The organism is Paenibacillus fonticola DSM 21315 (genome assembly GCF_000381905.1).
GTDB classification, from domain to species: domain Bacteria; phylum Bacillota; class Bacilli; order Paenibacillales; family Paenibacillaceae; genus Fontibacillus; species Fontibacillus fonticola.
In genome coordinates this window covers 38,832-52,501 of sequence record NZ_KB907282.1, presented here as the reverse complement: position 1 = coordinate 52,501, position 13,670 = coordinate 38,832, and the positions used below count along the sequence as shown (strand labels likewise).

Below are 13,670 nucleotides of genomic sequence, written 5' to 3'. Positions count from 1 at the left end.
GCAAAAGAGGACGTCGGTTTCGTTCATTATAACTATTTGTGAAATAACGAGGAATTTGGAGAGCTAACGGACCTACGTTCCGCTATTGCTCCCAATAACCTGTTTATTGCAGTCCATTTGGTCGAATAACGGAACCAGTGTCCGTACGCATAGCAAAAGAGACCTATTTCAACAAATAGCGGACCTCCTGTCCGCTATCACGTGAACAGACCTGCGAACTCAACCGATTCCCTCACACTCGTCACTCCCATCATTCGCACATTTTCATCACACTCATCGCACACGTCACTTTCATCATTTTCACTACTCCCATCGGTCTCATCAGTCTCATCATGCGCTCAGTCTCACATTCTCATCATTATTCTCTTCTCACCATTCTCACATTCTCATAATTCCCATCGGTCTCATCATTCCCTTCATTCTCATCAGTCTCATCATGCGCTCAGTCTCATCATTATTCTCGTCTCATCATTCCCATCATTCCCATCAGTCTCACCATTCTCATCAGTTCTACTAATCTCCAGCCCATCCTCTGAAGCTCAAGGGAGGATCGAGAAGGTCAGTTTCTAGTTGGACATTAAAAAAACCACTAAACATCAGTCTAGTGGTTTTCCGTCATCATTCATTGATTTGAATTGGAGGCCCTGCTTCTTCGTTCTTTTCCATGGTAACTGGAACGAGCGAATACGTTTCCGCATCGATATCAAACGGTTCAACCGCTTCAAAACGGATATAAGAAGTATCTCCAATATCATTGGATCTATAGCCTTCCCTTTGAGGAATTTCCTTGCCGCTAGCCGAAATGAGCTTAAAGCCAATCGATTCCGATGCCTTGCTTAATTCATAGTAAACTAGTGTTGATACAGGCGAGATGAGTACTTTTTTAAGTGTTACTTGTTCCCCATTATAGAGTGTGATCGTCTTGTCTAGGTTAAAGGTTCTCATCTCCCGGCCGATTTGGCCGGCGGATACTTCTATTTCAAATACCCATGGCTCTTCAATCGCCTGCCTTTGGCGCGTACTGAACGTATTATAAGTAATTTTTACATGCAGCAGGCCTTCCAGCGGCAATTCACGCAATTTTATATCCCCATAGATCGTATATATGCCATCGGATACTTTAACGGATTGGGACCCCCTTGTTTCTTGAAGATCTTCCCCGTTAACAAGAACATGAGGCGGGAGTTGAGTTTGATAGTTAAATTTGACGCCTTTGGCCGGCTCGAATGTGGAGCTGATAAGCAGCCGGTCTGCATCGACCAGCACTTCATTTAATGTCAGCTTGCCATAGGCATTTTCAGCCGTTTCACCGATAGCTGTTTTATAGGTTGAATAATCGACAGGCTTCTCGGCGTTAATAAAACGTTCAAGGAGTCCGGACACGAATGGCATTTGTGCAAGTGAAACCTTGTCGAAAGGAAGGGTTACACCTAGAAGGAGAACGGCGGCAATGGCTGTTCCGATCCATTTTATTGAGGTGCTTCTTCGGCGAGGATGAAGTTTTTTTAGCACACGTTTCTCCCATCGTTTTTGCTCCAGTTCTGTTAAAGGCTCTTCCTCATAACTTGCCAGATCTAACTGTATATCGTTCAGCTCGTTATAAATGGACATCGATTCACACCTCGTTTTTTGAAATGAAAATCCGCTTTAGCTTTTTGCGGCCGCGGGAAAGCTTGTTATGGATCCAGGATTCCTTTACGTTCATTTGCCGGGCTACTTCGCGGGATGACATCCCATCTAAATAGTATTTTTCAAAAATGGCCCGTTCTGCAGCAGATAAATGAGTCAGCACGTCCTCTACATCTGGTTTTGGAGGGTCAGGCTGCCAGCCGCCTAGATCACCGGCAATTTCCGCACTGATAAATCGCTGCTGGTTTTTGATGAGCCTGCGCTGATAGTCAATAGCACGATGCTTGGCGATCGCGGCAATCCACTGCTTGAATGTATTTTTCGTTTCATCGTACGCCTCGATATGTTGCCAGATGGCCAGCAGCACATCATCTAAGCATTCTTCATATTCTTGCTGGTTGTAGTGCACATGCCGTTTAATGATCCCTTTAAGCAAGCCCCCGTATGTTTGAATAAGAAATGTAATAGCCTGCTCGTTGCGGCTCCTAATTTGTTGTACAACATTGTCCTCTGTTATTTTCACCAACGCTGCCCTCCCTCGTCCCCTTTAATCGTTACCCGCACTAGTTACCCTCACTGGTTACCCTCAATGCTTACCTTCACTGGTTATCCTCTTGGGTACCTTCACTCGCTAACTTCACTGCTTATCCACACTCACTGATTGCCTTCACTTGTTACCCTTACTGGTTCGAACCTATTATGTAATACGAATCGAAAAGCACAAACCTATCAGCAGGTTTAAAAAATGTTAATCTCCTATTCAAGCCACACATACTCAAGCGAGCTTATTTTTCAAGCCAGTTTCCTATTTAAGCCGGAAAGAGTTTAGTATGAGCTGCCCGCCCGCGTCCACACAATCCGTGTGGAAACGCCATATTATAGCTTTAAGATGTGTGATGATGAATAAGTGAGGGATCTTCAGATGATCTATACCGCCCTTGGAGACTCTATTACATTTGGGGAAAATGCCTCTTCCTACGCGAGGGCTTATCCCCGAGTTGCGGCATCCCTGGTAAATGCTTCTGGCTCTTGCAAGGTGAGAGGGTATATCCTGGCCCGCCCCGGCTGGAACACCCATGATTTATTGGATGCAGCGATATGGCAGGGCTCCTCCTTGATCAGCCGCTCCTCCGTCGTCTCGGTCTGGATTGGAGGCATCGATTTAGCCGCCTCCGCCTTGTCATCCCTGGGCAGCAGACAGCGCTTGGACGCTAAGCAAATTTTAAATCGCTATCGGCGGAATTTACATGCTATTTTGACTCAGATTAAAAGTAATAGCCCTGCTCGGATCATCTGCTGCACGCAATATAATCCTTTTCCGAACACCCCGCTTGCCGCCGAAGCGATCACCGGCCTAAATTTGGCCACAAGAGAGGTCGCGCAAAGCTGCCATGCGAAAGTCGCTCCCGTTCATAAATGGTTTGAAGGCAAGCAAGGCGGACTCATCTACGGGTACCGCCATGGGAAAGTGGAGGATGCCTTAGGCGGCCATCTGCCCATCCATCCCAATGATCAGGGACACCAAGTGATCGCTAGAGGCCTGGCTCCTTACCTTGCGGCGGGGAAGTAACAAATTCGCTTTCCGCACAACATCCATACAAATGTCCACGATATCAACAATGTCAAAGATACAACCGTGTCCACGCATACAACGGTGTCATGATTGGCAACGCTTAGGACAGTGCCCTCGAATACAACGACGTCCACGATTACAACGGTGCCAAGGAATCAACGATATTCACTATATTCACGATGTCCAGGAGTACAACGATTTCCTTGGTTTCTACAGCTTCAGCGATGTCCACGCAAAATAAATCAAGCGATCCCCGTCAGGACCGCTTGATTTATTTCGTAATGCTATGCAGTTTATAGTGCTAAAAAATAAGTACAGAGAGTTGTTCCTACAGTTACAGGTTTTTGGCAATCATGTAAGCTTCCCGTGTCGCTTCCATCACGTTTCTCGGTCTATTCGCATCGCCAATAATGAACGTATCCGGGACAATACCGTAGAAGGAGTCGATCAGCTGCGGGTTGGTTCGCATGCCTGTAGAGAGAATGATAGTTGAAGCGGATTGAAACTTCCGTTCGCCCCCCTCTTGATAGTACAAGCCATTTTCAGCGATTTCCTCGACCTTCACATTCAGCTTCGAATGCAAAGTCGCTTCTTTATCCATCGTTTGCCTTAATGCGACCCGGTAAAGAATGTTGCCGTTCTTCGCCAGCGTATCTCCCGCTTCCATAATCGTCACATTCTTGCCCTGCCGCGCCAGTTCAATCCCAAGCTCACATCCGGTGGAGCCGCCGCCTATGAGGACGACATCCTGCCCTACTTCATCCATCCGCGTATATACGTCTAAAGCGCCATACACGTGGTCTTGAGCAACGCCCTTGATCGGCGGCGTGAAAGGGACGGAGCCGATGGCGATAATGATGGCATCTGGCGATAGCTGTTTGACCAGCTCTGTTGTCGCCTCTGCCTCCAATTGAACTTTGACCTTGGATTTCTCAATTTGCCGAATGAGGTAGCTCATATAATTGTACAAATCAATTTTCAATTCTTCATATTCGGCGTAACGCAGAGCACCGCCAAGTGAACTTTCCTTTTCCAGCAGGATGACTTCATGGCCTCTTTCATCCGCGACTAAAGCCGCTTTCATGCCGGCCGGCCCCCCGCCGATTATGACGACTCTTTTTCGCTGCTTAGCCTTCGGCAGCTCCAATGGCACAAGATCAGGCCTTGTATACCGGGGATTGACGGAGCAGCCGACATTTTTCCTTTCGGTGGAAATATGGTAGCAGTATTGGCAGCGCAGACATGGCACAATGTCCTCATCCCTGCCTTCCTTTGCTTTATTCGGCCAGAAAGGATCGGCAATGAGCGGGCGGCCAAGGGCAATAAAATCGGCCTTCCCCTCTGCGATAATCGCTTCCGCCTCGACGGGGCTCATGATCGCGCCCACGACGGTAACCGGAATGCTGACGTTCCTTTTCACTTCCGCAGCCCAGTCCACATTAGGCATATGCTCTTTAAAAATCGTCGGAGCCATGTGGACATTTCCTTCATAATTGATGTCCAGGCCCGCAGAAATATGCACCATATCGATTTTATCTTCAATTATTTTAATAAACTCCAGAACATCCTTAAAATCGATGGAGCCGTCCACACATTCGTGAGCGCTGATCCGCATATCTACGATAAAGTCAGGGCCGACCGCTTCGCGAACACGATCAACGATCATTTTAGGGAATTTGATTCGGTTCTCGAAAGAACCCCCGTATTCGTCCGTACGCTTATTGAATAAGGGAGACAAAAATTCGGCCGGCAGCCAGCCGTGAGCAAAGTGAAGCATGACCAGATCAAAGCCGGTTTCTTTGGCCCGTTTGGCGGTTTCTGCCCAATCTCCGGCCACCTCGTCCATCATTTGCTCGTCCATCGCTTTAACGATCGTCCCGTCTTGCCGGACCATGTCGATCGGCCCGATGGCATAGTCGTCGACACGGGCGTACTGACCCGAGTGAATCAGCTCCAAGGAAGCTTTTGCTCCTGCCTGATGAGCGACAATGACCCGTTTTCTCGTCGCTTCAATTTCATATTTATCAAAAGCGTAAGGCTCGTCCGGCCGTGAATAGCTTGCCCGTTTCCGGCTGACATTTACGCTTCCCGTAATGATGACGCCCGCGCCGCCAATCGCTTTGTCATCATAGGGACCAGCCGGAGTTGCGATAATCCTGTTATTGAACATGACATTTTTTATGCGCATAGGCTTAAATAAATTAGGAAACTTCATTTAAAACACTCCTCTGACTTAAGTTAGGAAGTATACAAACCTTCAGTTTATCAACTACGAACATCCCTTAATCCAGAGAATCACCATTCGATAAAATTACCTCTTTATACCAATTAAAAGATTTCTTCTTTTCTCTGTTCAATGTTCCTTCTCCACGATCATCCCGGTCGACATAAATGAGACCGTATCTTTTCTTCATTTCGCCTGTAGAAGCGCTCACCAGATCGATGCAGCCCCAAACGGTGTAGCCCATCACGTCCACTCCGTCCTGAAGAACCGCCTCTTTCATCTGGGCAATATGCTTGCGCAAATAATCGATCCGGTAGTCGTCCTGAATCATTTGGCCTTCGATCTTCTCGTCTACGGCGCCCAATCCATTCTCCACTACAAAGATCGGAAGCTGGTAACGGTCATACAGATGATTTAAAGAAATTCGCAAGCCAACGGCATCTATTTGCCATTCCCAGTCGCTTTTCTCGAGATATGGATTGGCGATGCCTTCCAGCATATTGCCCTTTACTACGATTTTCCGGTTGGGGTTGGAGCTTGTTACGAGAGACATATAATAGCTGATCCCGATATAATCGACAGTTCCGGCACGCAAATCCCGCACATCCTCGTCAGTGATGTCCAGCGTAATCCCTTTACGCTCGAGAAATTTTTGTGCTTTAGGGGAATAGTATCCTCTTACCTGTATATCAGAAAAGTAGTAGTGAAGATCCATGTTATGCATATTTTCCAGATTATCTTCCGGGGAGCAGGACTCCGCATAGGACAGGGGATACAGCATCATCATGCCTATTTGGAAATCCGGGTTGATTTCACGGCCCAGTTTAACCGCCTTTGCGCTGGCCACAAATTGATAATGAGCGGCTTGATACAGGATCTGCTCTTTATCGGCATATTCCTCCACTCGTATTCCGGCCGCAATGAGCGGGTTTAACGTAATAACATTAATTTCATTAAAGGTCATCCAGTATTTCACTTTGGTCTTATATCTTTCAAACAGCACTCTGCACAAATTCAAGTAGAAATCGATCAACTTCCGGTTCGTCCAGGAGCCGTATTGCTTTACCAGGTGAAGCGGGGTTTCGTAATGAGATATGGTGACAACCGGTTCGATCCCATATTTGAGACATTCGTCGAACAAACGGTCATAGAAGGCCAGCCCTTCCTCATTTGGTTCACTTTCATCACCTTGGGGAAATATTCTAGTCCAGTGAATGCTCGTCCTGAAGCATTTAAACCCCATTTCAGCGAACAGCGCGATGTCTTCCTTGTAGCGGTGATAAAAATCGATAGCCCCGTGATTCGGATAATACGTATTTTCCAGTACAGTTTCGGTATATGTTCTCCCCTGGCCGTGCTGGCCAGCGGCAGCTACATCAGCGGTGCTTATCCCTTTCCCGCCTACATTCCATGCACCTTCGCATTGGTTTGCCGATACGGCTCCTCCCCACATGAAATGATCCGGCAGCCTCTGAGTTGACATGTGGATCTCTCCTTATCATCTTTTTTTAACCGAGTTTCTCTCTATAATCTCGGAATAGAAAATCGTATCTTTCTGTAATTTTTTCATTACATCGGCTTTGGTTTTGTTTTCTGTCATCATGCCGATCAAAGCTTTTGCTACTCTGTGCATTATTTTTTGCTGGTGCAAATCCACAGTCGTAATGGACGGTGTCACCATCTTGGAGATCGGATAATTGTTATAACCTACAATCGAGACGTCATCCGGGACAGAGATGCCCTTTTCGAGCAGCTTCTGCAGTCCTCCAACCGCCAGATCGTCAGTCACATAGAAAATGGCGTCAATCGTATGTTCAGCCATAGTATCGATAATTTTCTCCGTAATTTTATAGCCGTGGTCGTAGTCGTTGCCGTTCGCCTCAAAAATGAGGTTTTTGTCGATTTCCAGATTAAATCTTCTTAAGGTTCTTACATATCCTTCATAACGATAGTTGGCCCCGACCGAAGCTTTGCTGCCTTTAACAAAGGCGATGTTCCGGTGTCCGGCCTGGATTAAGTATTCCGTAATATCCTCACCGACCCGCTCGTAGTCGATAGCAACGTTAACCACATTGTCGTTCGTAATTAAGTCCGGCGATCTTCCCAGGACAAAAATCGGCATATTTTTATTGGCATATGTGTTGACAAATTCATCTGAAATAAACCGGGACATGCAAATGACCGCGTCCGCCCTGTTCTCCGAAATAAACCGTTCGGCCGTAATTTTATGACTGTTATTGGCGGTCACAATGACCAGATCGATATTTTTCTTCGTCAGCTCATGTTGAATAGCTTGCAAAGAGTCCGTGAAGTAAGGACGTGTCGGATTATCTGCAATCAGCAGGACAATATTCGTCTTCTGCCGCTGTAAATCGATCGCGATGCCATTTTTCACATAGTTCAGCTGCCTGGCAGCCTCCCTGACCTTTTCCTTTGTTTTGACACCGATTTCCGGACTATCGTTCAAAGCCATGGAAACAGCTGAAACTGAAATATCCAACAATTTAGCAATATCTTTAATCGTAGCCATGCTTGTCTACACCTCGTATCATTTATCCGCTTTTTAATTATCATAGTACGATTTAGGGCATATAGCTAATGCTGTACAAGGATAAGGACGGCTACCTTCCGAATACGTCCAAATCTTATCAATTGCAGTTTCAGCTGCGGCTCTATGTCTATTCACGCAAGTGCCAACTCTATTTTCGCTTAAAAGAAAACTCCCGTTTGCTAAGCAGTATGGTCAGCACAAATGAAAGGGTAATCGTCACAATTACGCTAAGCATATAAGTGGCTGCTGTAGGCGATGACAGGAAGGCCGGAAGACCGAATAACCCCGTAAACGCGAAATTCGTAATGTAACTATGGGTTGCGCCGAAAATAATACCCCCAACGAGTCCCCCCAATGTCAGCGAGATGAAATACTTCTTGTTCTTCATGATGACGCCGTACAAGCCGGGCTCGGTAACCCCGGATAAAAAGTTGACGAAAGCGGCCGAACTGGCAATCGTCTTCTCTTCCTTGCTCTTGGAGATAAATAGCACCGCCAGACAGACTCCCAGCAAAGCGTAGTTCCCAAGTCCCCCGGAACCGAGCGAGTATTCCATGCCATGCTCCGCAAGATAGGATAACTGCAACGGCAGAATAACCCAGTGGACACCAAGCATAATGACGTAAATGAACAAGGCGCCAAATATAGCATTAAAAATAATATGATTGGAATTCAGCAGCACTTCGTATCCGCTCGCAATGCCGTTTGCCAGCAATCCGCCCACGGGGCCGAACACCATTAATGTTAAAGGAACCATAATCAGCATGGACAAAAGCGGCACAAAGATAAATTGCGTAGGTTTCGGCAAAAATTTCTTTAAGTATCGATCCAGTACCGAGTAAGCCCACATCGCCAAAATAATCGGGATGACCGTACTCGAAAAATTCATAGCGGTAAATTTAATGCCTAAAAAGTCGATGACTTCCCCTGTCGTTGCTATGCCTGTAATGTTAGGCTCCATCAATGCCGCCCCGATGGCTGCCCCGATGTAAGGGTTGGCCCCGAACCTTTGAGCGGCCGTAAAAGCAAGCAGTATCGGGAAGAAAAAGATCAGAGCGTTTCCAGCACCCGCCAAAATCAAATAAGTATTGCTCGTTGCCGGGAGAATGTCGAATTTTGCCAAAATGTCGATTAGCCCTTTGATAATCCCGGAGGTTGCCAATATCGGAATATACGGCGTAAAAATGGCAGAGATCGTAGCCAATAGCTGGTCGAACCGTGAGTTTTTCTTCACACCGCCGCTAGGCTTACCCTGGGCGCCTGCTGGCTTGTCCGGGCCACTTGCCGTTGCCGACTCCTCTTCCACCTCGCCCCTGCCCGTCAGATTCATAATTTCGAGATATACCTCTTCCACAGCAGGACCTATCACAACCTGCAGCGTGCCTTGAGCGTCGACAACGCCAAGTACTTTCGGAATCGCTTTAATCCCTTCAAGGTCGACGACGGATTTGTCCTTCAATTCAAACCGCAAACGCGTAACACAGTGGGTCAAGCTGGATATGTTGCTGTTTCCCCCGATTCGCCTAATAACCTCCGCTGCGACTTCCCTGTTACTCATTCCTATCACCTCGTTCACGTTGTAAAAAACTGATTGCTCCCATGTTCTGAAACGTTTCAGTAATGCGTAAAAAAAATATGTAGCCACGGAACTGAAACGTTTCAGAAAAGCTTTAAAAAGGCCTTTTAATCGCTTTTCACCCACAGTATAAACGAACAAAATAGCGTTTGTCAATGAATCGTTTTCATTTTTCGACAATTTTCTCACGAAGAGCGGAGTAATGATGCGGAGATGATCTAATCCGCCAACAAGGATTTTGCGTATTTCAAGGAATAGTAGTTTAGACATAATAAAAATGGCACTAACCTTGTTAGGTAAGCGCCATTTTTATTTTTGCGAGCTGCCATGAGCATTGCGAAATCCTCGTATTACTTTAGATGGCACGTATTCCTCCTATCGTGGAGCACGATAAGATTATTGAAGCATCTCTTTCAATACCGAAGTAATGATTTTATGGTCTTCTCCTTCCCCGGGCACCCCGGACACCGTAATCGTCCCTATAATCCCGACGTCTCTCACAATAATCGGAAATGCCCCTGGCTCGACCCCAAAATCCTTGCGATCAAGGAAGTAGGATTCAATCGTAGTTTGGGTCGTCTTGAACAATACGTTCATGTAGTACGAGCTGTGGTTGAAATGCTCGACCACTTTGTTTTTACGCTTGATCCACAAATCATTGTCCATCGTGGCTCCGTCCAGTTTACTGTAAAACAGCTGCTGCCCGTTTTTTTGAATGCTGATCACCATCGGACTGTTGTCCTTGAGCGCCTTCTCTACGATTTTCGTGCCGATGAGCACGGCCGTATTATGAGTAAATTGGGAAAATTGCAAATCCTCCTCATCCTGAAGCAAGATATCTAATAACAATTGATCATTTTTCAACATAGACACATCCTTTAGTTAAAATTATTAAAAATTAGAATAACAAAGCGAATATTTAAATCTAAGGTCATAAATCTAAAGGGAAAATAAAGCGTTTACAGTGTATAATTATATATAGAGACAAAGGATATCGCAGGGCATATTTTTTCAATCCAGTACAGTCAGGTGATGAGCTATGGATACTGCAAAAATTAAAGTATTGATTGTCGATGATGAATATTTAGTAAGAAACCTGCTTAAAAATTGTATTAATTGGGACTATCTTAATATGGAGATTGTAGCAGAAGCCGCCGACGCCAACGAAGCTTTTGATCTCCTGGAAATGCATTTGCCGGATTTGGTCATTACAGATATTTATATGCCGATTATCGATGGAATTACATTTAGTGAAATGGCCCTGCAAAAATATCCCCACCTCAAAATCGCGATCCTTTCCGGCTATGATGATTTTCAATACGCACAACGCAGCATACGCGCCGGAGTATCGGACTATTTGCTGAAGCCAATCGATGATGATGAGGTGCTGAAAACCGTCACCAACTTGAAAGCAATCATCGAGCAGGAAAGAAAGAACAACAGCGAAAATTCAAAACTAAGACGCCGTCTATATGATAATTTGCCTTATTTGAAAGACCGCTTCTTTAATGAACTGCTTGAGGAAGTGTCGGATAAAAAAGTGACGACGGAAAAAATGTCGTTTCTCGGCGTACATTTCAAATATGACAGCTTCCAAATTGCCGTGATCGATATCAGCATGGCAGATAACAAGCCGTTAGATGAAAAGTCCCGGTTAGCCAATAGCGAAACGATTCTCGGTATTGTTCGAAAGTATTATGAGCGGAACCCATACACCTTTGCTTTCTTTGATGCGATGAATCGGGTCATTATCTTGAATAATGACGAACATTCCGACTTGTATGAGCAATGCGAATGGCTGAAGGATACCATCCTTCAGGAGGCCTCTTGTTCCATCTGCATCGGGCTTGGTGATGTAAAAAGAGACGTTAACGAAATATGCACATCCTATAAAGAAGCTCTGGAAGCGATCAATTACCGCGTTGTCGTTGGCAATAACATGATCATTTTATATAACCATATCGACCTGTACAGCAAGCATCATTCCTACGATCTCAACAATGTATATAACAAGCTGGGTTTTTACATCAAAGCGGGTCTAAAGGACAAATTGATGGAGACCATTGATGAAATATATGAAAATATTGACTTGAAGGATACAACCATCATTAACGACATCCGCAAAATCGCCATGAATATCCATATGATCTGTGTCAGGAAATTAACCGAATTCGGTCTAAACCCGGATGATGTGCAAAAGATTGAAGCGGAGCTATACAACTATGTTGTACTGGATACAATTCCCGACATCAAGCAGCATCTCGTTGAAGTGACGGAAAAGACGGTCCGCATCATTAACCAGCATCAAGTGCATAAAACCGGAAATTCAATTGATGATATTAAAAAGTACATCCAGGAGCATTACGCCGACTCGAACCTGTCCCTGACCGAGCTTGCCAAAGTCTTTTTCCTGAATCCAAGCTACTTAAGCCGTACCTTTAAGAAAGAGACCGGTACGAATTTTATAGAGTATTTAACGACAATTCGTGTCGAAAATGCGATTGCCCTGCTGAAGGAACAAGATATGAAAGCGTTTGAAATAGCTAAAGCGGTAGGGATATCCGATTCCAACTATTTCAGCACCTGCTTTAAGAAATACACCGGCATTTCCGTAAGCGATTATAGAAGAACGCTAAAATCATAATGCTGCAATCATAATTAGATGAAGAACCTCCCACCCGTCTTGCATGGGGAAGGAGGTTCTATTGTGATGTCCTATTACAGCAGCCATTGTATAGATTCTCTGACCAATCGATGCAGCTCTGGATGGGTCAAACCCTCTGCACGATGGGTCGGTGTAATGCAGCACACGCGCCCCTTGCCGAATTGGTGCGCCCAGCCGGCAACAGATACCCCGTCCAGCGATTCCGCTTCAAGGAACACATGTGTATTCGCCTGGTCGCATTCTACAAAGTAATGCTCGTCCATGACTTCAAAACGCGTTGGCGTGCCCAGGAAATTCGCCTCTCCCCGGGGCTGATACTTAACGGGTTTATTCACCCGGGGGTGAAACTTGAACATCCCTTTCAGCATGAGACCATAAGGTCCTTCTTCCGGGTAAGACGCGAGCCCGGCATGCCAGGCCAGCCAGCTTCCGCCCTGCTGCACATAATCTGATATTTGCGTCTCCAGTTCTGGCGTCATCCAGCATTGGATTTGTTCATCAGTGGGATTAAGGCGATTTTCCTTATTGAGAATAAACAGGTCGGGCTTCTCCAAAAGTGCAGAAGCTAAATCTCCAACAACGATATCCTGTAACTCAACTTGATCTCCCATTGGCGCGATGGCTGCTTTTAAGGAGTCCAGGATGAGGTCATGATCATGATAATAATCTCCCAGAAGCGCAAAGATTCTTTTTTTCATATTTACCCCTCCAGTATTTCCATGCCTGATTCCTTACAGTTCCATAGGTTCTCCCTTGTAATTGATGAACCCGGTACCGTTATCCTGAATCGGCTTCTCGCCGATGGCGATACGGTAAATGCTTTCTGCCGATTCATCCGGCTCGATTTGCGCGTAAGTACGGCCCATTTCCGTATTCATCCGGCCCGGATGCATGGCGTAAATGGCGCATTGCTCCCCAACCGTTGCCCGGAAGACGAACACCGCCTTGTTTGCAGCGGCTTTGGAGACTGAGTAGTAGGGGTACACGCTCCCGTTATTCGTGACACTCCCTGCCTCGGAGGTAACCATGATCATCATGCCTTCTCCGCCGCCGCGCATAACCGGCAAAAATTGCTGCATAACGATGACGGTGCCCACCGTATTCACTTCCAGCGATAGCCGCAATTCTCTCAAGTCGGTATCCACAATCGTCCCTTCCCGGTCACCCGGCAATAGGACACCCGCAACGTTAATCAACACGTCGACTTGACCAAACAACTGCTGGGCGGCTTGGGCCGCAGCCTGGATCGATTCCTCACTGGATACGTCCATCGATATCAGATGAACATTTTGCGGGTAAGAATTTTTCAGATCATTAATTTCCGGCGAACTGTCTTTGCTAAATACGCCAGCAATGACATGGTGATTATGTTCAGCAAAAACCTTGGCCAGGTAATAACCCAGCCCTCGGTTGGCACCGATTACGACAATATTCATGCGAATGGACCTCCAA

The 13,670-nt window shown here is 46.0% G+C and carries 11 protein-coding genes; 2 read left to right on the top strand and 9 right to left on the bottom strand.

What is annotated here, in order from left to right; all coding sequences use genetic code 11:
• Positions 1-618: 618 nt before the first annotated feature.
• A complete protein-coding gene (locus G358_RS0126570) occupies positions 619-1,611 on the bottom strand; it encodes a DUF4179 domain-containing protein (RefSeq protein WP_019640305.1) in 993 nt (330 codons plus the stop codon).
• Between the two features lie 4 nt (positions 1,612-1,615).
• Positions 1,616-2,152, bottom strand: coding sequence for a sigma-70 family RNA polymerase sigma factor (locus tag G358_RS0126565; RefSeq protein ID WP_026342490.1), 537 nt, complete (start codon positions 2,150-2,152; stop codon positions 1,616-1,618).
• Positions 2,153-2,551: 399 nt separating this feature from the next.
• Between G358_RS0126565 and G358_RS0126560 the strand changes: the two genes are divergently transcribed.
• Positions 2,552-3,199: an SGNH/GDSL hydrolase family protein gene (locus G358_RS0126560; RefSeq protein WP_019640303.1), complete on the top strand. Its 648-nt coding sequence runs from the start codon at positions 2,552-2,554 to the stop codon at positions 3,197-3,199.
• 337 nt (positions 3,200-3,536) lie between these two features.
• Here G358_RS0126560 and G358_RS0126555 read toward each other — a convergent pair whose 3' ends face one another.
• The 5 genes from G358_RS0126555 to G358_RS0126535 form a co-directional block, all read right to left on the bottom strand.
• The gene (locus G358_RS0126555; protein ID WP_019640302.1) at positions 3,537-5,417 is read right to left on the bottom strand and encodes an oxidoreductase; all 1,881 of its coding nucleotides are present in this window, start codon (positions 5,415-5,417) and stop codon (positions 3,537-3,539) included.
• Between the two features lie 67 nt (positions 5,418-5,484).
• The gene (locus G358_RS0126550) at positions 5,485-6,909 is read right to left on the bottom strand and encodes a 6-phospho-beta-glucosidase (RefSeq protein ID WP_019640301.1); all 1,425 of its coding nucleotides are present in this window, start codon (positions 6,907-6,909) and stop codon (positions 5,485-5,487) included.
• 15 nt (positions 6,910-6,924) lie between these two features.
• The gene (locus G358_RS0126545; RefSeq protein WP_019640300.1) at positions 6,925-7,956 is read right to left on the bottom strand and encodes a LacI family DNA-binding transcriptional regulator; all 1,032 of its coding nucleotides are present in this window, start codon (positions 7,954-7,956) and stop codon (positions 6,925-6,927) included.
• A gap of 169 nt (positions 7,957-8,125) precedes the next feature.
• Positions 8,126-9,535, bottom strand: coding sequence for a PTS transporter subunit EIIC (locus G358_RS0126540; RefSeq protein ID WP_026342489.1), 1,410 nt, complete (start codon positions 9,533-9,535; stop codon positions 8,126-8,128).
• Positions 9,536-9,949: 414 nt separating this feature from the next.
• Positions 9,950-10,420, bottom strand: a complete 471-nt coding sequence (locus G358_RS0126535) for a heme-degrading domain-containing protein (RefSeq protein ID WP_019640298.1) — start codon at positions 10,418-10,420, stop codon at positions 9,950-9,952.
• Positions 10,421-10,592: 172 nt separating this feature from the next.
• On the opposite strand from G358_RS0126535, the gene G358_RS0126530 reads away from it, so the two are divergent.
• Positions 10,593-12,197: a response regulator gene (locus G358_RS0126530; RefSeq protein WP_019640297.1), complete on the top strand. Its 1,605-nt coding sequence runs from the start codon at positions 10,593-10,595 to the stop codon at positions 12,195-12,197.
• A 74-nt stretch (positions 12,198-12,271) separates the two neighbouring features.
• Here G358_RS0126530 and G358_RS0126525 read toward each other — a convergent pair whose 3' ends face one another.
• Together G358_RS0126525 and G358_RS0126520 are read right to left on the bottom strand one after the other, a co-directional pair.
• A complete protein-coding gene (locus tag G358_RS0126525) occupies positions 12,272-12,916 on the bottom strand; it encodes a ThuA domain-containing protein (protein ID WP_019640296.1) in 645 nt (214 codons plus the stop codon).
• 33 nt (positions 12,917-12,949) lie between these two features.
• Complete coding sequence (locus G358_RS0126520; protein WP_019640295.1) at positions 12,950-13,654, bottom strand: SDR family NAD(P)-dependent oxidoreductase; 705 nt, start codon at positions 13,652-13,654, stop codon at positions 12,950-12,952.
• Positions 13,655-13,670 lie beyond the last annotated feature (16 nt).

What these genes read in the sequence shown, in the direction of transcription:
- G358_RS0126570 (WP_019640305.1), bottom strand. Translation starts at nt 1,611, where the DNA reads ATGTCCATTTATAACGAGCTGAACGATATACAGTTAGATCTGGCAAGT.
- G358_RS0126560 (WP_019640303.1), top strand. Translation starts at nt 2,552, where the DNA reads ATGATCTATACCGCCCTTGGAGACTCTATTACATTTGGGGAAAATGCC.
- G358_RS0126555 (WP_019640302.1), bottom strand. Translation starts at nt 5,417, where the DNA reads ATGAAGTTTCCTAATTTATTTAAGCCTATGCGCATAAAAAATGTCATG.
- G358_RS0126550 (WP_019640301.1), bottom strand. Translation starts at nt 6,909, where the DNA reads ATGTCAACTCAGAGGCTGCCGGATCATTTCATGTGGGGAGGAGCCGTA.
- G358_RS0126545 (WP_019640300.1), bottom strand. Translation starts at nt 7,956, where the DNA reads ATGGCTACGATTAAAGATATTGCTAAATTGTTGGATATTTCAGTTTCA.
- G358_RS0126540 (WP_026342489.1), bottom strand. Translation starts at nt 9,535, where the DNA reads ATGAGTAACAGGGAAGTCGCAGCGGAGGTTATTAGGCGAATCGGGGGA.
- G358_RS0126535 (WP_019640298.1), bottom strand. Translation starts at nt 10,420, where the DNA reads ATGTTGAAAAATGATCAATTGTTATTAGATATCTTGCTTCAGGATGAG.
- G358_RS0126530 (WP_019640297.1), top strand. Translation starts at nt 10,593, where the DNA reads ATGGATACTGCAAAAATTAAAGTATTGATTGTCGATGATGAATATTTA.
- G358_RS0126525 (WP_019640296.1), bottom strand. Translation starts at nt 12,916, where the DNA reads ATGAAAAAAAGAATCTTTGCGCTTCTGGGAGATTATTATCATGATCAT.
- G358_RS0126520 (WP_019640295.1), bottom strand. Translation starts at nt 13,654, where the DNA reads ATGAATATTGTCGTAATCGGTGCCAACCGAGGGCTGGGTTATTACCTG.